Genomic DNA, 21,785 nt, shown 5'->3' on the forward strand with positions numbered 1-21,785 from the left:
CGAGAATGCTAACCGTTGAAAATATAACGAAATCATTTGGTGATAAAATATTATTTCAATCTGTTTCCTGTATCATTGCTGCGCATGAACGAATAGGGTTAATTGGAGTAAATGGTACCGGGAAGTCTACATTCCTTAAAACAATCGCAAAACTTGAGTCACCAGAACAGGGTACGATTCAGCACGCAAAAGATTATCAAATTGAATACTTAGCCCAAGATCCAGATTTAGATGGGGATTTGACAGTGATGGAGCAGATTTATTATGGTAATTCGTTAATTATGCGTGTGATGCGCGATTATGAGCGAGCATTGCTGGATTTACAACGTGATCCAACAAGTGAAAAAGCGCAATCAAATTTGCTTGTGATGCAGCAGAAGATGGATGAGGCAAGTGCGTGGGAAGCAAATACAGCAGCCAAAACGGTCCTAACGAAGCTAGGCATTACAGAATTTAATAGAAAAATAAATGCGTTATCTGGGGGACAAAAAAAGCGAGTGGCTATTGCCAAAGCCTTAATTCAGCCTGCTGATCTCCTCATTTTAGATGAGCCGACGAACCATTTGGATAATGAGACGATTGAGTGGCTTGAGAGGTATTTACAATCATATCGTGGCTCCCTATTAGTAGTTACACACGATCGATACTTTTTAAATCGTGTGACGAATCGAATTTTCGAATTAGACAAAGGAAAGCTTTATTCGTATGAAGGGAATTATGAGATTTTTTTAGAAAAAAAGGCAGAGCGTGAAGCGCTGGAGAGAAGTAATGAGATGAAGCATAAAAATACGCTACGCAGGGAGTTAGCGTGGTTAAAGCGTGGAGCTAAAGCTCGTTCGACAAAGCAAAAAGCAAGAATTGATCGTGTTCATGAGATGAAGGAAAAAACATTTGACACGAATGAGCAAGCCATTGATGTACCCGTAGGATCTGTCCGATTAGGGAAAAAAGTAATAGAGCTGAAGGAAGTAGATAAGTCCTTTGCCAATAAACAAATCGTAACCAAATTGAATCAATTAATTGTTCCTGGAGACAGATTAGGTATTGTAGGTCCAAATGGGTCTGGGAAAACGACGTTGCTCGACTTAATGGCACAGCGTATTACACCAGATAATGGAGAAGTTATTATTGGTGAAACAGTGAAAATCGGCTATTATACACAGGGTGATGAAGAGCTTAACGGTGAAATGAGAATCATTGATTATATAAAAGAAGTAGCTGAAGTTATCCACACAAAAGACGGGGCGATTATTACAGCTGAGCAAATGCTCGAACATTTTTTATTTTCTCGAACACAACAGTGGACGTATATTCGGAAGCTATCAGGTGGAGAAAAACGTCGTCTCTATTTATTGAAAATATTAATGGAAGAACCAAATGTTTTATTTTTAGATGAGCCTACCAATGATTTAGATACGCAAACATTAAGTGTATTAGAAGAGTATCTCGATCAATTTCCTGGCGTCGTTATAACAGTTTCACATGATCGATACTTTTTAGATCGAGTGATTGACCGTTTATTAGTTTTTACGGAAAATAATCGTATAATACCTTACTATGGAAACTACACGGACTATCTAGAGAAACAGAAGGAAATACCGATGACCCAAAAGCCTGTTGAAAAAACAGAAAAAGTAAAGCCGAAGAAACAGAGGAAAAAACTTTCCTATAATGAGCAAAAAGAATGGAATGAAATTGAAGATGTTATTACAGCATTGGAAGAAGAACTGGAAAAGATCCAGGATAACATTGTAAATGCTGGAAGTGATTCAGAAAGAGTCCAAGTATTATTTAACGAACAGCAAGAGATAGAAGCCAAATTAGAGGCAAAGATGGAACGTTGGGAAGAGTTATCATTATTAATTGGTGAATAGAACCTACCTGCAATGAGGTGCATCCCTAAAGTTAGACCAAATATCTAATTGCTAGGGGTGTTTTTTGTTGTCTAGGAAAATTATAAAATATGCCCATGTGGATAAATAGGGGCGTGTTGAGCTGCGCCCAGCTCTAGCGCCCAGTAACGATGCGACTTCACGAATCGCCCTAATCTAAGTCAACATCGGCTCGCAATCTCACTGTGATTCCTTTATCACCGTTGACTCGCCAATCATCGTTTCTAATCGGGCGCTTGCGCTCTTGTTCTTTATTGTAAATCCATACATGAAAACAGCGTTTTGTATTGGATAAAGGCGCTTAATTGTTTATCTGTATAGAATTACGAAGATAAGCTTAAACTAACCTCAACGATCGTTTATTCAGGTGGTTAAAGCGTATGAGTGTAGATGAACTATATTATCAAATTTATGAATTAAAAGAAAGACTTGGCATTCTACAGGAAGAGTATTGGCATCAAACTTCTGGTCCAGATACATGGTATTTTTGGTTCAATATTGTGAGTGTAATCATTCCTTTCGTTCTATTATACTTTTTCTTGGATCGAGGGAGAGTATTTGAAATCGGTTTTTATGGTTTTGCCATACATGTCATGTGGTCTAATCTTGATAATGTATTATCGATGTATAATTATCTTATTACACCACATAGTATTTCCTACTTATTTCCAACAAGTCTTACAGTGACAACAGTTGTGCTGCCGATTGGATTTATGTTGCTCTACCAATATTGTACGAATAAAGGGAAAAATTTTTATTTATATGCTATCGTGCTTTCTGCTGGATTTGGATATGGATTAGCCTCTATTTTTATTGCTTTGGATATGTTAATTTTGCATGGAGGAATGAAGTTAACCTATATATTCTTATTGGATGTTGCTATTTCGTATCTTGCTTTTTGGCTAACCAAATTGTTCTGGTGGTTAAAAAATCATGGACCTAAAAAAACAGGCTAAGGAGTAAATCCTCCTAGCCTGTTTTTCCTTTTATTCTGTTAGTCCCTCAATGGAGATTGTTTCTACTATTCCGGTTTGATTGTCACGCATATTTGCTTCTAATTGAACTTTATCGCCTATTTGCAAGAAAATGGATCTTGGTGCTTTTCCAGAATTTACGGTATAAATAGTCGCATCATCTTTAAGTAAGAATTGAACAATTTGTTTTTTATCTTGCGTTGTTACAACAACCCGTTCAACAATACCATTTCTCTTTTCTAATGCTGCTTCTCCAGTTGATTCCACATTACTAGGATCTTGCGCCAAAGCTAAACGATAAGCCTCAAGTGTACTTCTGGCAGTATCACCAAAAACAACAAAATCGGAATCAGACGCTTTAATATATGCATAATGTTTAAATAATCCGTTTGGATCAAGGACATTTACAACCCATGTTGGATTCCCATCAATGTTGTAAAGAATTGGCATGGAACCAGTCCATTTCTTTTCAGGGAACTCTTTATTTACAATTTCCTTTGCACCCTTACTATCCATTATGCCGTTATTCTTTTCCCCGTTATAATATGTTAGTTCACCTGTTCTTGCATTAATTAAGGTGTAACCAAGTGCGGAGTCAATATTCTCTTTTGGGGAAGACATATCAGTAAAATAATGCATCTCTCCATTCTCATCAAAAATTGGTGTAACGCTTGATTCCGTACCAGATTCATTCGGAATCTTTACATCCTTTTTGCCAAAAAGGGAGTTCAGCCACCCATGAATATATTTCCCGAAATATTCATTCTCATTTGAGGCCATTTCTGAACTAATGGATCCATCAATAAATTCAGGTGCATCAGCAGCATGATATAGTTTAACATCACCTGTAACAGGATCGACTACGGCAACATGTAATTTTTCCATATCTGGCTTGTTCGTTAGTCCGATTGGTTTAAAGAGCGTTTGAACATACCAAGGCTTTCCATTTTCGTCTACTTCAATTTGTGCCTCACCACTTCGAATATAATCTGGATGCGCATTATAAATGGTACGATCAATGTTATGATGAAAGTAGCTCGAATTTGTATACTTCATATTATTTTTAATAAATTTTGGCTGGGCATTAACATCAGTAGCAGAGATAGTGAAATAACCTTCTGTCTCTTTGCCTCTAAAGTACCTCCAGAAATCAGTGAACTCTACCGGTGCAACGAACACAATGTCATCTTTAATTTTTTGCACCTGCAACTTACCTAAGTCATAATATTGTGTGTTTGGTACTACACTCATCGCCTTCTGTACTTTATTTCGAGCAAACTCAGGCGAAACAACAATTGGTGTAGCATCTTTATCTAAAGGTTTGGCTTCAGCTACTTCTTCTTTAGCAATGGATTCATACGTATCATCTAAGGTGAATATTCCTAATACAAAAAATCCAGGAATAGCTATAACAGTAAATACAATGATGGCCCCTGTGATCACATCAAACTGTTGACTTGATTTGCTAAAAGGCTGGCTTGACGTAAGCATATACAAACCAGTCATACCAGCTACTCCAATGATGATATTGGCAATCGTCATATTTGGAATCGTAATAGGTGGCATAAAAATATAGACGATTATAGCCCCTATGATAAATAAAGTCGCAAATATAATAGCAACTGCCTTAAAAGTTGTTCCTCGATATTTCTTGTTTTTAAGTACAAAATATCCAGCAATAACAAAATACAGGATAAAGGATAGAATCGTTGTTGTTAATATTCCTGTCATGCTTTCATCTCCTATCTTCTTTACAAGAGGGAACTTTGAGAGTCCGGAAAAAATAGTAGCTTTATATACACAAAAACAATATGTGAACCCTACAAGTAATGATGTGATTATTACCTTTATGAATGTATACGTTGAAAATGAATAAAAAGTTTCAGTTTAGGCACATTTATTTTCAAATAAATATAAATTCATTAAAATAGGGGGATACGAATGCAAAGGGGGGAGCGGATGAAACAAATTTATAGTGATGTTATTCAATTTCGTGGTAGTCATTATGAATATGGGATTAGGCAGGGTGAATGGTTAAGAAATTCATTTATTCTTGAAAACAGAAAGAAGCAATGGGGAATTAGAAGACCGCGTTTCACTATTAATGAAAGTGAGGCAAAGGCGGCTATCACGACGTTTGCTCCAGGAATATGGGAAGAACTTCAAGGTCTCATGCATGCGTTAAAGTGGGATATCAATGATGTACTTCAAGAGTTCGGTGGCTATCGTTTAGCGTATACCAAAAGTGGTTGTTCTATTTTTACAGGGTCCAATTATATGATACGTAATTATGACTATCATCCGAAAACTTATGAAGGGCGCTATACCATTTTTCAACCAAATGATCAAGGTTTCGCGACCATTGGACCGTCACAGCGCATTACTGGCAGAATGGATGGTATGAACGAACATGGTCTTGCATTGGGCTATAATTTCATTCATCGTCGAAAGCCGGGTGATGGCTTTATTTGTAATATGATCGGAAGAATAATTTTGGAAAGCTGTAGAAATACAGAAGAGGCAATACATTTATTGAAAGATATTCCTCATCGGCACTCATTTAGTTATGTATTGTTAGATAGGAGCGGGGATTCTATTGTAGTAGAAGCATCACCGCGAGCTGTTAAGGTACGTCAGTCACATGTATGTACCAATCATTTTGAAACATTAACAGCTGAAAACCGTTACCATTTGGATGATTCCTATCGAAGGAAGCGGGCAATAGATGAGCAAAAGGGGTCATTAAATAATGCTTATCAAGCATTTGAAATGATGAATAATTCAACAAGAGGTGTATTCTCTACTAAATATAAAAACTGGTCGGGAACCATTCATACCTCTGGTTATTTTCCTAAAGAATTAAAGGTGTGGTTTGCTTTAGGTGGAGATCGAAAGCCAGAAATCTTTGACTTTAAACGATGGTTAAAAGGGGAGAATATAGCCATGAAACGAGTAATTGGAATGGTTGATACGGACTTGCCATTTGTTCATATGGAAGAAAATGTTCGATAAATACTATTATTTAGGAATTCAATGTTTAAAGTGTTGAGGTTTAAGGGAAAATAAATTTAGACTGACATTATCTGTACAAGTACTTGCTCAACAGAATAGGAGTTTATTACAGCTCAAGAAACATGGATTACATGCATGATCATTCAGAATAAAAGGATTTATTTATTTGAATGAAGTTTTACTTTATTTATGAGTTCCAGTTATATTATACTCAAATGGAATATGAAGGTAGGAGGTAATCTAATGAAGCTTTTTCAGGTAAGGAAGGGCCAATTCGTTTTTTACAAGAATGAATTGCATAAAGTATATTCGGTAAAACCGATGTTTAAAAAATCGGTTCATTTATATCGCCTAAAGGATATGCAGCAAATTCTAACGAAAGCAAGCGAAATAGAACTCTATAGACCACAACATAATGATACATTTATTTTTTACGGGAAAAGGTATACGATTGATAAGAATAAGATGCCAGAACCAGGGGACTATATTCTAATTATTAAGCCAGCTCCAGATTTCCTTGACCATTATTCCTTAAATGCTATTGAAAAAGTAGATAGTGTGGAAGACGGGAATGTTGTTACCACTAGAGATAATGGAGTGAAGCATAGTGAATATGTTGTAATGGTCCCAGGTAAGGCTGATGCAAGTCAAGAAATAGCTTATTATGATAAAAGCCTCGTGCCAGAAGAACAGCAAATTCAAGATGAATCGATTAGCTACCTTGCTGAAAGTGACGGTAGCTTAAAGCCAGTCGTTGGTGATATATATATTGATATTGCTAATGAAACAAAAGCAATGATTGTCGCTATGACAGAAGATGAGGTTGTGTTCGGGCATGGAGTACGTGTACATGTGGCGGATCTACTTAATGAGGAAAATTACAAGTTAGTTTATCGTTTTGAGGAAGATTTATAATTAATCATCAGTCCCTAATCATCAAAAATTGGCGATTAGGGATTTTTTTATAAGTTAAGAAAGTATAAAATCAGTGCAATGATTGCGTTAAGCCAAGTAGTTATTTTGAAATGTTTGATGTATATTGGCAATGCTTCGACTAATTACTTCGCTTTCCGCGGGCACGGCCTCAACTAACTTTGCAAAGAAGAACACGTTGCAAAGTGGATTTTCGGCTCGCGCTAATCCCGCAGGAGTCTACGTAATTAGTCTCCGCTATGAGAAGGTGCAACAATTCTTGTCATAAGAAATAGGTTGACTTTTTTTACAATGGGTAAAGTGAAAATCGCTATTCGTGAGTATAATAGCAGCTGTGTTACTTCATGCTAGCGTTGTAGAGCCTGATAATAACGAAGGCCGGCCACTTCAACTCCTGTGGGAAATGTTTGACCTGAAGATCCACTTTTTTGAGCGGGTTTTGCTAAAAAAGTTAGCTGAAGGACAAACCCCACGGAAAGGGAAGTGGGCAGCTGGAGTGGTGGTCAAGCAAGCGGGGCTGGGACATAACTAGCCTGGAGAAGTAAAAAAGAGATTCCAGTTATCAAAAATAGATAGCTGGAATCTTTTTCATTATCATAAATACATGAATTTTGTGTTATGGCGGTGTACTTTCTTAAGTTCACCGCCATAAAGGCAAATCCTAATTCATTTTCCACTTTCGAATTGCCTCTCACCGACATTCGAGTGAAACGCAAATTGGCCTTCAAAAATCCGAAGACAGGTTCTACATCTATTTTTCGTTTACCATAGATTTTTCCTGTTTCTTCTTTTGAAAGCTGCTCTCTTATATATGCTTTTTGCTGTTCCCATTGAGCATTGTAATAAATCTTTCGATTCCCTTTTGCTTTGGTACAATGAACGCGTAATGGACATCCCGAACAATCTTCACATTCATAGACACGAAAGGTTCGTTTAAATCCGGCTTTATCTGTTCGATTCGATAGATATTGAAAAGGTACTTTCTTTCCATTTGGACAAGTAAAAAAGTCTCCGTCTGAATCGTAGTCCCAGTTGGATACATGGAAAGGATTTGTTTTATATTTCTTTTTCTTTTCCATCCGATAGGAATTATAAGTAATCAGTGGCGTTCTTTTTCTATGAAGTACATTACTGTAATTTTGTTCACTACCGTAACCTGCGTCGGCGACAATATGCTCGGGCAATTGAAAGTACCTATCTTCAATACTATCGAGAAAAGGAATAAACGTGCGAGTATCCGTAGGATTTGGAAATACATCGTAGGCTAATGTGTATTGACCTTCGGTCGCAATTTGTACATTATAACCTGCTTTAAGTTGACCATTTTTCATATAGTCATCTTTCATTCGCATAAAAGTGGCATCATGATCTGTCTTAGAATAACTATTGCGATCGCCTAAGATTGCCATATCTTTTTGATATTTGTGTTTACGAGCTTCAAAATCTTGGAATTGTTTACGGTATTGCTTGGGTTCTTTTCGTTCGGAACGAAGTTGTTTGCGTTCTTTTGCTTCTTTGCTTTCTTCGATTGCTTTATCATATTTTTCTACTTTTTCATCTAGCTTTTTAACCACTTCACTGAGTTCTTCCTTTGAAAGTTCATCGGAACTTTCCCTTTCTATTTCAGGAATAATTTCTTTTTCCAGTAATTCCTCATACATTTGATTCGACTTCTCTATTAAATCGGTGCTGTATTTTTCAATGGATTTTTTCCATACAAAGGTAAACTTATTGGCATTTGCCTCTATTTTCGTACCATCAATAAAAATAGCCTCTTCTTCAATCGCCTTCTCTTCAACAAGTTGACAACGAAATAAGACAAAACACTGACGTAATAATTCTTTTACTTCGGAATGAACACGAAAACGATTAATGGTACGATAACTTGGTTCATAGCCTTGTGCTAACCACATCATACGTACACTGTCTTTGATTAATCCCTCTATTTTTCTGCCAGAAAAAACAGACTGTGTATAGGCACATAAGATAATCTTCATCATCATGCGTGGATGGTATGCAGGACAACCTGTTTCACGCAAAAATCCCACAAATGATTCCTCTGGGATATGTTCTACAATATGGTTAACCGCATAGGCGATATCATTTTCTTGTAATTTCATTTCAAAATCTAAAGGCAAAACGACTTGATTCATGGTATAATGTTTAAACATAAAGGATACCTCTTTTCTAAGTTTTTGTGTAGTTACTTTAACTTTATCAGAAGGTATCCTTTTTGCGTATATAAATATTGAAAAAAGTAAAAAAAGTGATACGCCCTAAATTGGCGTACCACTTTTTTCAGTTACTGGGTTTTGTCCCAGCCCCAGAGGAAGCGTAAATCTGAGCATTTAGTGATAAGGAATGAGCGAATTTTGCTCCGTTTTTCTTATGGTTATAAGCAGACATAATACAAAGGGTTCGTATGTCTCAAGGAGGTGTCATAAAATTGAATGCGCGTAAATGAAAATCTTTGATTATGAATATAATGTGAAATACTTCACAAAATATGGATGAAAATTCGTAGAATTGGTATACTATAGATGTAAAAATTAGAAAGGGTGAAGAAAATGTCAAATATTGTTTTTGTATCACCTGGTAAATATATTCAAGGAAAAGATGCCTTACATCTTATTGGAAAACATGTGAAATCAATCGCAGAAAAGCCACTTATTCTTTCTGATGATGTGGTTTGGGACATAACTAAAGAGACAATTGAAGCAAGCATGAGGGAAGAAAATTTGGACTATCATTATGTTCCGTTTAATGGAGAGGCCTCATTAAGTGAAATAAAAAGAGTGGTAAATGAAGGGAAGGATCATCAGGTAGATGTAGTAGTTGGTGTAGGCGGAGGGAAGACATTGGATACAGCTAAAGCGATAGCAAATGAATTGCATGCTCGTGTTGTTATCGTTCCAACTACTGCTTCAACAGATGCACCTACGAGCGCATTATCTGTGATATATAGTGATGAAGGAGTGTTTGAAAGTTATAAGTTTTATCATAAAAACCCTGACTTAGTACTTGTTGATACTGCAGTTGTCGCCAAAGCTCCAGCTAGATTATTTGCGTCTGGTATTGCTGATGCGATGGCTACATGGGTAGAGGCTCGAGCTACACTGAAGCGCAATGGTGATACGATGGCAGGCGGAAAAACAAGTATTGCAGCTAAGGCAATTGCTAAAGAGTGTGAAAAAACATTATTTGCATATGGAATAGCTGCATATCAAGCAGTAAAAAAAGGATTGGTTACGAATCATGTAGAAGCTGTAGTGGAAGCTAATACATTATTATCAGGATTAGGTTTTGAAAGTGGTGGCTTAGCAGGAGCACATGCCATTCATAATGGATTCACCGTACTCGAAGGTGATATTCACCACCTTACTCATGGCGAAAAGGTTGCATATGGTACATTGGTGCAGTTGCTATTAGAGCTCCATAGCGAGGATGAAATGATAAAATATATTCAATTTTATCGCGAACTTGGTCTTCCAACTACATTACGAGACATGCATTTAGACGATGTTTCTTATGAGGAGCTGCTAAAAGTAGGCGAGGCAGCTACGCAAGAAGGAGAGACGATGAAAAACTTATCACCAAGTATTCAGGCTGGTGATGTTGCTTCAGCTATACTTGCAGTAGATCAGTTAAGCAAACAATTTGTGAATAAGTAATATCAAAAAACTGTCCATGGCGATTTTATCTCATGGACAGTTTTTGTTTCTAAGTTAAGAAAGTATAAAATCAGTGCAATGACTGCGCTAAGCCAAGTAGTTATTTTGAAATGTTTGATGTATATTGGCAATGCTCCGACTAATTACTTCGCTTTCCGCGGGCACGGGGCCTTAACTAACTTTGCAAAGAAGAACACGTTGCAAAGTGGATTTTCGGCTCGTGCTAATCCCGCAGGAGTCTACGTAATTAGTCTCCGCTATGCGAAGGTGCAACAATTCTTGTCATAAGTAATAGGTTGACTTTTTTTACAATGGGTATAGTGAAAATCGCTATCCGTGAGTATAAAAGCAGCTGTGTTACTTCATGCTAGCGTTGTAGAGCCTGATAATAGCGAAAGCCGGCCACTTCAACTCCTGTGGGAAATGTTTGACCTGAAGATCCACTTTTTTGAGCGGGTTTTGCTAAAAAAGTTAGCTGAAGGACAAACCCCACGGAAAGGGAAGTGGGCAGCCGGAGTGGTGGTCCAGCAGTAGCTATTATTCCATAATAGCTACTAGAGGAAGCGTAAATCTGAGCATTTAGTGATAAGGGCTGAGCGAATTTTGCTCAGTTTTTCTTATTTTTGGATATAATTATTGTTCAAGTTTAGAACTGGCTTTATATCCAAGAATATTTATTGGATCCTTTGGACTAGAATAAGGTGGTGCATAACCAAGCTCTAAATCAGATAGATCAAAGACGGTTAGCTTTCCTTTGATTGCAGTGGCAAGAACTGCTAGACGCTTATCTACACCTGCATGACCAACGACCTGTCCACCTAGAATGGTTCCATGCTGTTTATCAAATAAAACCTTTATCCAAAGCTTATCTGCTCCAGGGTAATAGCTTGCATTTGATAACGATTGAAGTGTAGCTACATCGTATGATTTTCCATAGGCTTCTAAGCTGTCACTATTATGACCAGTTGATCCAATTGTTAAATCGAATAATTTTAAAATATTGGTGCCATATGTTCCATTATACGTAATAGGTTTTCCATTTAGATGATTAGCAATGACAAAAGCTTGACGATGGGCAGGTCCTGCTAAGGCAATATTTCTCCCATGACCAGTAATTGGATCCTTTGTTTCTACTACATCTCCTAATGCATAAATACTTGGATCACTAGTTTGCATAAAAGTGTTGACTAAGATTGCGCCTGTTTTGCCAATTTCAAGGGATGCATCTACTGCAAGCTTGGTATTTGGACGAATTCCAACAGCCATGATGGTGAGATCCGCTTGAATAGTTCCTCCACTGTTTACATGTAATAGCTTTCCATCATTTGAGAAATGATGAAGGCCATCATTTAATCGTACTTCTATATTCTTTTTCGTTAGGTATTCTTGCACAATCCTAGCCATATCTGCATCAATAACATTCATTACTTGTTCAGAGCGATCAATAAGTTTGCAGGTTATTCCTTTGGCATGTAAATTTTCAATCATTTCTAAACCTACAAAGCCACCACCAATAACAGCTGCGGACTTAGGCTGATTTGTTTCGATATAAGCATGAATTGCATCCATATCAGGTATCGTATGCAAGCTAAATGTCCGTTCCCTATTCATTCCCTTAATAGAAGGCATCACTGCAGATGCTCCAGGTGACAAAATTAACGTGTTATAGGTTTCTTGATGATTGCCTGTCTTTGAGCAATAGGTAATTTCTTTATTGGAACGGTCAATGGCTGTTACCTCTGTAAACGTACGGACCTCTACCTGAAATTTCTCACTAAATTTTTCTTTGGAATATAGAATAGCATCCCTATTTTCTATAGTACCTCCGATGTAATAGGGCATTCCGCAATTGGAAAAGGATACATGGCCACCCTTCTCCAATAAAATAATCTCATCTTCTTTGTTTGCTCTACGGATTTGCGCTGCTACGGTTGCCCCACCACCAACGCCGCCAACAATAAGGATTTTTTTGGCCAACTTGATCACCTCACTTTTTAACGTTCACATTCATTTGCATTACTAGTACTTTACCCTAAATAACCCCAATTGAACCTAAAAAAACAATAATGATTGTCACTGGGACAAGCCAGCGCATTAATTGGAACCATACATGGTATATCCCATCTGATAGATTATTTGCTGAAGTAAATTCCTGTTTTATAAGGCTTTTATCCATTCTAAATCCGATAAACAGAGCAATAAATAAACAGCCACCAGGCAGCATGATATTACTCACTAGAAAATCGGAGGCGTCAAAAATAGTTAGACCGAAAATCTTAAAATCAGCAAGGCTACTAGAGGATAATGCAGCTGGTATGCCTGCAATAAATACAAGCATACCGGAAACGATGGCTGTTTTTTTACGAGAACGTTGTTTTTTCTCACTGAATGCAGATGTTATGATTTCCAGCATGCTAAAGGAAGATGTTAAGACTGCAAATAAAAATAATAGTAAGAATAAACTTAAAAACAACTCTCCAAATGGCATTTGAGCAAATGCCTCTGGAAGCACAATAAAAAGTAACCCTGGACCTTCAGCAGGTTCCAAGCCAAATGCGAATACCACTGGGAAAATAGCAAGACCAGCTAGTAAGGATACAAAAATATTCATAATAGAAACAGAGCCTGCTGACATTGGCAAGCTAACATCTTTATTTAGATAAGAACTATATGTGACCATAACGGAGATCCCTACGGCGAGTGAAAAGAAGGATTGGCCAAGTGCATATAAAACATTTTCTGCATTAAGCTTAGAAAAGTCTGGTTGAAGGAAAAAACGTAATCCTTCTATTGCTCCTTCAAAAGTTACGGATCGAATAACGAGTACAATGAAGAAAATAAATAATAATGGCATTAAGATTTTACTTGTTTTTTCAATTCCGTCCTTAATTCCAAACGAAATAACGATGATATTAATTAAAATAAATAATAAATGGCCGATGATCGTAATGAGTGGATTACCGGTTATCGTTGCGAATAATTCCCCATAATTAGCCGAATCACTTATAATCATGCCGGGTATAGAGATTGCACTATAGATTAGTACCCACCCACCAACGACACTATAAAAGGACAGAAGTAAGAATGCTCCTATAACTCCCCAATGTCCAATAAATGACCAGCCAGATTTTGGTGCAAGCTTTTGGTAGGCAGATACTGCCTCTTTCTGAGTACCTCTTCCAATAATAAATTCAGCAATTAAAATAGGAAGACCAATGATGATTGTAAATGCGATGAACAACAGGAAAAATGCTCCGCCACCATTCATTCCTGTCATATACGGGAATTTCCAAATTGCTCCTAGGCCAATTGCAGCTCCTGCTGAAGATAGGATAAATCCTAGCTTTGTTGACCATTGATCTTTTTTCTTTTCCATAAAATTTGTCTTCCTCTCTTCTTTTATTCGTTAGCTCAGATGTAATGTAGAAGACTTACTGAATAGTTCAGTCATAAATAGGGGTGTCTCAAAGGATAGCTTTGTTTCCAGACACCTGTAAAGCCCTCTTTTCGTGAACAACGTTTCGTCTTTTTGTGAGTACATACTCTCACTCCGGTGATTTACACGAAAGTTCCTCCTACTTGAGTCTCAAATCTAGCAGTTGCTATATCGCAAAGCCCTTTCTTAAACATCCCCTTTAGAATTATGTTTCACTTTATTTACATTATCCGCAAATGTCAAGCAAAATTTTTTTACAAGGTGAAGAAGATGGTGTTCCAATTTAGAGCTTTGTTCGGATTTCCCAAAGCTCTGGAAAGAAATAGTGATCTAGTACGTTTTTTAGATAGCCAACTCCAGAAGATCCACCTGTACCTATTTTATGTCCAATTATTCTTTCTACTGTTTTCATGTGTCTAAAGCGCCATTGTTGAAACCAATCCTCGATATCAACAAGCTTTTCTGCAAGTTGATACAAATCCCAATGGGAATCGACATTTTTATATACAGTCATCCAAGCCTGTTCCACAGAGTCATCCTTCTCATATGTTTTCGAAAAGTCTCGCTGGAGAATGTCTGGATTTATAGAAAACCCATTTTTTGCCAATGCTTGAATTGCCACGTCATAGAGTCCTGGAGCATGATAAGCATCCTGTAGTAATTGATGTACTTCTGGGTCCTTTTCATAGATTTTAAGGATAAAGGGTGTTTTATACCCTAGTACAAATTCAACAAGACGGTATTGATAGGATTGGAATCCAGAGGCATTACCGAGCTTATCTCTAAACTCCATATATTCTGCAGGGGTCAGTGTAGAAAGCACATCCCATGCTTGGATAATCTGCGATTGGATTTTGGAGACACGAGCTAGCATTTTAAAGGAAGCTTGAAGCTCTCCTTGTTGTATCGCACGGATTGCAGCCTGTGTTTCATGAATAATTAACTTTAGCCAAAGTTCACTAACATGGTGAATGATAATAAATAACATTTCATCATGATGATCAGAAAGTCGTTTTTGACTGGATAGTAATGTATCTAACTGCAGGTAGTCCCCATAGGTCATTTTTTCTTTAAAGTTGGTATGAATACCTTTTTCAGAACGAAATGTATCGTTTATATGTTTATTTGTCATGCTGTGCATCCTCCTTATTGATGGGACATAGGGCAGCTCGGACTGGACTTCCATCTGCACCATGAATATGTAATGGAAGCGCAATAAGCTCATATTCTCCCGGTTTAATTTGATCTAACATAATATTTTCAAGTATATGGATACCATGATCCTGTAAAGCATGGTGTGTTACAAGATCTTTACTATCTGGAGCATCTACGGAAGGCATGTCAACTCCCAGTAGGAAAACACCTAATCTTTGTAAGTACGGTGCAATATTAGGATCAAGGTTTGGTAACACATCTGGAAAGCGCTCGGGATTGTTTGGCAGCGAAGTGCGTAATAAGACGCGGTTAATCTCTGATGGCCAATGATACTGGGACAACACCTCCGCTGTTATGGTATTAGCTTGACTAACGTCAATAACTACTGATTTTCCAATATAAAGATTGATGTCTAGTTGCTCAATTGTTTTTCCATTTGAATCAAAATGGAATGGTGCATCAATATGTGTTCCAGTGTGAAGACTAGTTGTTATTTGGCCGATATTTACAGATTTTGTTTCTTGTTTTGATGCTGTAAGGGAATAGGAAAAGGGCTTATCCCCTGGCCAGTGAGCAATTTTATCAGTTAAAGGCTGTGAAATATCAATCCATTCTCCCACTATGCAATCACTCCTCGTTTGTTTTCAAAGTGCTTATAGCTCTGATTATCCATAATTGATTTTAAAATGTTTACCATTTTCCATACTTCCTCGAACGTATTATAAAGTGCTACCGGTGCTAGGCGAATGCCGTTTGGATTTCTGAAATCTGGGATGACTCGATTTGCCTTTAAGGCTTTACAAATGCGTGCAGCTTCTGGATGCTCCAAATATACATGGCCGCCCCTAATTGCTTGATCACGTGGATTAGCAATCGTAAAACCGTGATCAATCAGTTCCGTGTCTATTAAGTTCATTAAGTATTCAGTTAACAGAAGTGATTTCTTTCTAATTTTACCAATGCCAGCCTCTTCAAACATAGATAGTGAGCCTAATAATGGTGCAGCACTAAGTAGATGAGGTGTTCCAATCTGATAAGCACCAGCATCTGAAGCAGCAGTTAAGCTATGTTCCATATCGAATTGTTTTTCCTTATTGGAACTAAACCAACCTGCAAGTCCTGGATGGTTACCGAAGTGCTTTTGATGAACAAATAACCCTCCAACGCTACCTGGTCCACCATTTAAGTGTTTATATGTGCACCAAAATGCAAAGTCAACATCCCAATCATTCAGTTGATGAGGAATAGATCCGATAGAATGACAAAGATCAAAACCAATAATAATGCCACGTTTATGAGCTTCTTTTGTGATGGTTTTCATATCAAGGATTTGGCCACTACGATAGAGTACCCCTGGTAAAACAACCAATGCGATTTCATCTGTCATTGCTTCAATAATGTCGGAGGTTTCTAGGGTATGACCATTTCTACTCTTCACTTGAATGAGATGCTCCTCTGGATGGAGTCCTTTCAGCTGTAGCTGACTTTTTAGTGCATAGATGTCGGATGGGAAATTCAATTCATCCGCAAGTATCTTTGTCTTCTTACCGTTTGGTTGGAAAAAGCTTGCTGTTAGCTGATGAAGATTAGTGGTTGTTGACCCTGTAATAATAACCTCTTTCGGTTGAGCGCCTACAAGATGTGCGGACATTCTTCCTAATTTTTCTGATAAATAGAACCAAGGATGTTCACCTTCTGTCCAACCATCAATCCCATATTGCTTCCATGATTCCATAATGGTGTTGACAGCTTGTTCGGCACGTTTAGACAATAATCCAAGTGAATTTCCGTCGAAATATAAGCGCTCAGGTGATTGATAAAATTCATGTCTAAATTCGTTTAATTCGTCCTCTTTGTCTAATTCCTGTGCGTACGTAATGTCTGTATTCATGATCAAGCACCTCAATTCTTTGATTATTAGTTAAAAACACTATTCTATTCTAACAAATAATATTAGGGAATGTGTGAAAAGTCTGGTAATAACTTTACTTCCTTACTTGTTATAACGCAATTACTTCGTAAACGAAAAGTTTTTCTAGTATAAAAAAGGTATTTATTAAATAATATAGAATATTAAGAATATAAATATGGCAGTTAGTAGGGAGTGGTTCATGGTATAGGAAGCTATTATTCATCTTTGTCCTGAAAATTGAAGAAATAATAAGGGGGGAACATAATGGAATCAACAGTTTGGTCATTAGTACCACCAATTTTAGCAATTATTATGGTGTTATTAACAAAGCGAGTACTATTGTCACTAGGAGTAGGAATCGTGGCGGCAGCTCTTTTTATTGATAGTTTTGATGTTTTAGGATCTATTGTGTTGATATGGGAGGCATTTAAAGGCGTTTTTGTAGCCGAAGGAGCATGGAATACTTGGAATGTCTTTCTTCTATTATTTGTACTTATGCTTGGTATATTAACTGCTTTTGTTAGTATGATGGGCGGGACCGCAGCATTTGCAGAATGGATGATTAAACGGGTGAAAACTAGAGTAGGTGCTCAAGTCATGACAATGCTACTAGGTATTATTGTTTTTGTAGATGATTATTTTAATAGCCTTACAGTCGGTCAAGTAGCGAAGCCTGTTACAGATAAGCATCGTGTGTCTCGTGCCAAGCTAGCTTATATCGTAGATTCTACCTCTGCGCCAATTTGTGTCATTGCACCAGTTTCTAGCTGGGGAGCGTATATTATAGGAATTATTGGCACCGTATTTACAACACATGCCATTTCAGAATATAGTGCTTTTGGAGCTTTTATCCAAATTATTCCGATGAATTTTTATGTGTGGGCAGCATTGGGAGTGGCGCTAGTAATCGCTATTCGCCAAGTTGATTTTGGGCCAATGAAAAAACATGAGCAGCGAGCAATGAGTACTGGGGAGGTTTTGAATCCGGAAAATAAGGATAAGGTAGACGTGGCAGCGAAACTGCCAACAAGTGAATCAAGTCGAATTAGTGATTTGCTGATTCCAATTGCCGTATTATTCATCTCTACTATTGTTTCTATCTACGTGAATGGATTAGTAGCTATAGAGGGTGAAAAGACATTAATTAACATATTCGGAAATGCTGACGTATCTGTAGCCTTATTATATGGTGGAATCATCGGTTTAGTAATAACATTTGCGCTGTTTAGTCGTCATATTATTACGGGTAAGCTTTCAGGCAAGCACTTTATTACGGGAATCATAGGAGGAACTAAATCTATGCTTCCTGGTTTCGTCATTTTAATTTTCGCTTGGGCCATTGTAGACTTAATCGGTCAGTTAGGAACGGGTACTTATTTAGCAGGTATTGTAGAGACCACTAATATTAGCTTAACATTTTTACCATTCATCATTTTTGTCATGGCAGGCTTTATAGCATTTTCTACAGGAACTTCATGGGGATCTTTTGGTATTCTATTGCCAATTGCTGGGGAAATTGCAGCCGCAACAGACGTGTCATTAATTCTTCCAATATTGGCAGCAGTGCTGTCTGGGGCAGTTTTTGGTGATCATTGTTCTCCTATTTCAGATACTACGATTCTGTCATCTACTGGGTCTAGCTGTCATCATATTGATCATGTTACTACCCAAATACCCTATGCACTTGTTGCAGCAATGATTGCAGGTTTAGGCTATTTAATCTTTGGTATGACAGAAAGTGTTTGGTTAGGTCTAGCTATAGTAATTGTTAGTATTACAGCTTTATTTGCTTTTACAAGAAGAAAAAATGCAACAGATAAAATCAATGAAGAGCCAATTGCAAAATAATTAGGTAATTTGTATGATTTATTTTCAGTATATTGTCAATTTTAAAAAGTTACTATATACTGTTGATATATAAATGAAATATCGTTTCAATATTTGAAACGGCAGGAGGGTAATAATGGCCTTTATTTCTGATAAAGTAGAAAGCTTACCACCCTATTTGTTTTCGGAATTTCAGAAAAAGAAAGAGCAGCTTCTCGCAAAGGGAGTAGATGTTATCGACTTAGGGATAGGTGCTCCTGATTTGCCAACTCCGGAATTTATTTGTAAGGTTCTAGCAGAAGAGGTGATGCATACAGAAAATCACCGCTATTCCACATACAGTGGATGTAGGGAGTTTAAGGAAGCGGTAGCTGAATTCTATTTAAAGCGGTATCGCGTTTCGCTGGATCCCGATTCAGAAGTGCTAGCGCTTATTGGCTCTAAAGAGGGTATAGCTAATTTGATACAAGCGGTCATCAATCCCGGAGACAAAGTAATCGTACCTGATCCAGGGTATCCTGTTTATCGTAATGGAGTTCATTTAGCTGGAGGAGAGAGTGTTTCATTACTTCTAGATAAAGAGAATAATTATATTCCCATGTATTCCAGTCTTACTAAAAAAGATGCGCTAGAAGCAAAGCTAATGTTTCTTAATTACCCTAGCAACCCAACTGCTACGGTAGCTGATATAAGCACTTATTTGGAAGCGATTACATTTTGTCATGATCATCAAATTGTTTTAGCTAATGATGCAGCATATGATCTTGTGACATTTGGAGACCATCGAGCCCCAAGTGTTTTACAAGTACCTGATGCCAAGGATTATGCTGTTGAGCTAGGATCATTATCCAAAAGTTTTAATATGACTGGCTGGCGGATTGGCTATGTCGTAGGTAATAGGAAGATCATAAAGGCCCTGTCTACATTAAAGAGTAATATTGATACATGCCAGTTTATTCCGATACAGAAGGCAGCAGCAGCAGCTTTAAGAGGTGACTTCTCGACAGTACAAGAAAATAATATGATTTACAAACACCGTATGGAGAAACTGTACAATGCATTAAGGGAAGTAGGTATATCTGCTGCAAAACCAAAGGGAACTATATTTATCTGGGCTGAAGTACCAGATGGATACACATCGCTTGAATTTGCGAATCAATTATTGGACGAAGTAGGTCTTATTGTTACACCTGGGACAGCTTTTGGAACACAGGGCGAAGGGTTTATTCGAATTACACTTTCTGTAAGTTCGAAACGATTGGATGAAGTGATCAGCCGCTTAAAGCAGCTTAATTGGAAAGGGTGACAATATGCAAGTTACGAATACAACAGAGACAGCAGCAAAAGCCATTATTACCTGTTTAAAAAGAGAAGGTATAGAACGTGTGTTTTGCGTGCCAGGAGAAAGTTATCTGCCTGTACTAGACGCATTACATGACGAAACATCTATTCAAGTAATCTCGGCAAGACATGAAGGCGGAGCTGCTTTTATGGCGGAGGGCTATGCAAAATCAGCGCTGAAGCCTGGTATTGTTCTTGCAACAAGAGGAGTAGGTGCGGCAAACCTTTCCATTGGTGTACATACAGCTTATCAGGATTCCACACCAATGGTTGTGTTTCTTGGGCAGGTGCATAGTAAATTTAGAGGTAAAGAGGGCTTTCAAGAAGTAGATTTAGATCAATACTTTCAATCTATTGCTAAATGGGCGGTTGAATTAAAGGATGCAGAGCGGACTCCAGAGATTGTGCAGCGCGCTTTTCGAATTGCCACGTCAGGACGACCAGGGCCTGTTATCATTTCGTTGCCAGAGGATGTTCTAAAACAGGAAGCACGGATGAAGTATGGACCAGTGATTCATAGACCAACTCCTGCACCATCGATGACAGAAGTGAAAAAAGTCGAGAGCCTTTTGGATAGTGCCAAGCGTCCGGTAATTATTGCTGGAGGTGGAGTGAAAAGTGCAGGCGCTGAACAGCAATTAAAGCAGTTTGCAGAAACATATCATTTACCTGTAGTTACTGCCTTTCGACGTCATGATGTATTCCCGAACAACCATTTGTTATATGCCGGTCATTTAGGACTTGGCACAGCAAAAGAAATATTGGAGACAGTTTGTGCAGCAGATGTTGTCTTGGCAATGGGAACGAGACTTTCTGAAGTAACGACCCAGGATTATTCGCTTTTGTCACCTGATCAAACACTGATCCACATTGATATTGATTATAACAGTATTGGAAAAAGCTTTACACCAGTTCTTGGCATCGTAGCTGATATGAAAGAGGCGCTTTATCAACTTGAAAAAATTACTGTTAAGCAATCGTGGACAACGTGGGCATTTGAACGAAATGCAGCCTTTATCAGGGCAAGTCGCTTAGAAGTAGAAACAGAAGACCCTATTAATTCTCATATTATCGATTATTTAATCAAAACGTTACCGGAGAATGCCTTAATTACAAATGATGCCGGTAACTTTGCTGGCTGGGTCCATAGCTACTATCCTTTTAAGTATCCCCATACGTATGTAGGTCCTACCTCTGGAGCAATGGGTTATGGGATGCCAGGGGCTATCGGGGCTAAGCTCGCTCTTCCAGATCGGTTAGTTGTTTCATTTTCTGGAGATGGCGGTTTTATGATGACGTGCCAAGAGCTGGAAACAGCTGTAAGATATGATATTCCTATCATATGTCTCGTTTTTAATAATAAGATGTATGGTACGATCCGGATGCATCAGGAAATGCATTACCCCACGAAGGTGATGGCAACAGATTTAGGGGATGTTTCCTTTAAAGACTTAGCAATTAGCTTAGGAGCAGTGGGGTACTGTGTGTCATCATCTCAGGAATTTAAGGTTGCTTTTGCAGAGGCTTGTCAGCTTAAAAGGCCTGTGTTGATTGAGATCTTAACGGATAAGGAGCAGATTTCTGTTTCATCAACAATATCACAAATACGTGATCGAGCTATGGAACAGTAAT

17 protein-coding genes are annotated in these 21,785 nt (G+C 37.8%); 10 read left to right on the plus strand and 7 right to left on the minus strand.

All coding sequences use genetic code 11. The annotated features are described in order from the left end of the window. Nucleotides 1-5: 5 nt before the first annotated feature. Complete coding sequence (locus D9782_RS10265; RefSeq protein ID WP_121604707.1) at nt 6-1,874, plus strand: ABC-F family ATP-binding cassette domain-containing protein; 1,869 nt, start codon at nt 6-8, stop codon at nt 1,872-1,874. Between the two features lie 398 nt (nt 1,875-2,272). Next, a complete protein-coding gene (locus D9782_RS10270) occupies nt 2,273-2,848 on the plus strand; it encodes a hypothetical protein (protein WP_121604708.1) in 576 nt (191 codons plus the stop codon). 30 nt (nt 2,849-2,878) lie between these two features. Here the strand turns inward: D9782_RS10270 and D9782_RS10275 are convergent, their stop codons facing one another. Then, a complete protein-coding gene (locus D9782_RS10275) occupies nt 2,879-4,597 on the minus strand; it encodes a DNA-binding protein (RefSeq protein ID WP_026682775.1) in 1,719 nt (572 codons plus the stop codon). Nucleotides 4,598-4,825: 228 nt separating this feature from the next. Here D9782_RS10275 and D9782_RS10280 point away from each other — a divergent pair, with 228 nt between their 5' ends. The 3 genes from D9782_RS10280 (at nt 4,826) to D9782_RS10290 (ending at nt 7,343) form a co-directional block, all read left to right on the plus strand. Further along, entirely contained in the window at nt 4,826-5,878 is a 1,053-nt protein-coding gene (locus D9782_RS10280) for a C45 family autoproteolytic acyltransferase/hydrolase (protein WP_026682774.1), read from the plus strand. Nucleotides 5,879-6,121: 243 nt separating this feature from the next. Continuing rightward, nucleotides 6,122-6,793, plus strand: coding sequence for a hypothetical protein (locus D9782_RS10285; protein ID WP_026682773.1), 672 nt, complete (start codon nt 6,122-6,124; stop codon nt 6,791-6,793). A 334-nt stretch (nt 6,794-7,127) separates the two neighbouring features. Continuing rightward, nucleotides 7,128-7,343, plus strand: a complete 216-nt coding sequence (locus tag D9782_RS10290) for a hypothetical protein (RefSeq protein WP_121604709.1) — start codon at nt 7,128-7,130, stop codon at nt 7,341-7,343. Here D9782_RS10290 and D9782_RS10295 read toward each other — a convergent pair. After that, entirely contained in the window at nt 7,315-8,982 is a 1,668-nt protein-coding gene (locus D9782_RS10295) for an IS1182 family transposase (RefSeq protein WP_121604710.1), read from the minus strand. The two genes, D9782_RS10290 and D9782_RS10295, sit on opposite strands and share 29 nt — an antisense overlap. Before the next feature lie 396 nt (nt 8,983-9,378). Here D9782_RS10295 and D9782_RS10300 point away from each other — a divergent pair, with 396 nt between their 5' ends. Beyond that, the gene (locus D9782_RS10300) at nt 9,379-10,482 is read left to right on the plus strand and encodes a glycerol dehydrogenase (protein WP_026679592.1); all 1,104 of its coding nucleotides are present in this window, start codon (nt 9,379-9,381) and stop codon (nt 10,480-10,482) included. Between the two features lie 336 nt (nt 10,483-10,818). Beyond that, on the plus strand, nt 10,819-11,016 hold the full coding sequence (locus D9782_RS10305; protein WP_121604711.1) for a hypothetical protein: 198 nt from the start codon (nt 10,819-10,821) through the stop codon (nt 11,014-11,016). 99 nt (nt 11,017-11,115) lie between these two features. Here the strand turns inward: D9782_RS10305 and D9782_RS10310 are convergent, their stop codons facing one another. From D9782_RS10310 to kynU, 5 genes are all read right to left on the minus strand, one after another. Further along, nucleotides 11,116-12,459, minus strand: a complete 1,344-nt coding sequence (locus D9782_RS10310; protein ID WP_026682897.1) for a CoA-disulfide reductase — start codon at nt 12,457-12,459, stop codon at nt 11,116-11,118. 55 nt (nt 12,460-12,514) lie between these two features. Then, nucleotides 12,515-13,858: a sodium-dependent transporter gene (locus D9782_RS10315; protein ID WP_026682898.1), complete on the minus strand. Its 1,344-nt coding sequence runs from the start codon at nt 13,856-13,858 to the stop codon at nt 12,515-12,517. A gap of 343 nt (nt 13,859-14,201) precedes the next feature. Then, nucleotides 14,202-15,050 (minus strand): tryptophan 2,3-dioxygenase, encoded by an 849-nt coding sequence (gene kynA / locus D9782_RS10320; protein WP_121604712.1) that lies wholly within the window; start codon nt 15,048-15,050, stop codon nt 14,202-14,204. Beyond that, nucleotides 15,040-15,693 (minus strand): arylformamidase, encoded by a 654-nt coding sequence (kynB, locus tag D9782_RS10325; RefSeq protein ID WP_026682899.1) that lies wholly within the window; start codon nt 15,691-15,693, stop codon nt 15,040-15,042. The genes kynA and kynB overlap by 11 nt, the downstream gene beginning before the upstream one ends. Next, the gene (kynU, locus tag D9782_RS10330; RefSeq protein ID WP_026682900.1) at nt 15,693-16,964 is read right to left on the minus strand and encodes a kynureninase; all 1,272 of its coding nucleotides are present in this window, start codon (nt 16,962-16,964) and stop codon (nt 15,693-15,695) included. Before kynU ends, kynB begins: the two co-directional genes overlap by 1 nt. Before the next feature lie 285 nt (nt 16,965-17,249). Between kynU and D9782_RS10335 the strand changes: the two genes are divergently transcribed. From D9782_RS10335 to D9782_RS10345, 3 genes are all read left to right on the plus strand, one after another. Beyond that, complete coding sequence (locus D9782_RS10335; protein ID WP_121604713.1) at nt 17,250-18,833, plus strand: Na+/H+ antiporter NhaC family protein; 1,584 nt, start codon at nt 17,250-17,252, stop codon at nt 18,831-18,833. A gap of 115 nt (nt 18,834-18,948) precedes the next feature. After that, nucleotides 18,949-20,118: an aminotransferase class I/II-fold pyridoxal phosphate-dependent enzyme gene (locus D9782_RS10340; RefSeq protein ID WP_121604714.1), complete on the plus strand. Its 1,170-nt coding sequence runs from the start codon at nt 18,949-18,951 to the stop codon at nt 20,116-20,118. A gap of 4 nt (nt 20,119-20,122) precedes the next feature. Continuing rightward, nucleotides 20,123-21,784 carry a thiamine pyrophosphate-binding protein gene (locus D9782_RS10345; RefSeq protein WP_026682903.1) on the plus strand — a complete coding sequence of 554 codons (1,662 nt, stop codon included), beginning with the start codon at nt 20,123-20,125 and terminating at the stop codon, nt 21,782-21,784. The last annotated feature ends 1 nt before the right edge of the window (nt 21,785 follow it).

The sequence above is a fragment of the Virgibacillus sp. Bac332 genome (assembly GCF_003667785.1).
Taxonomy (GTDB): domain Bacteria; phylum Bacillota; class Bacilli; order Bacillales; family Amphibacillaceae; genus Virgibacillus; species Virgibacillus salarius.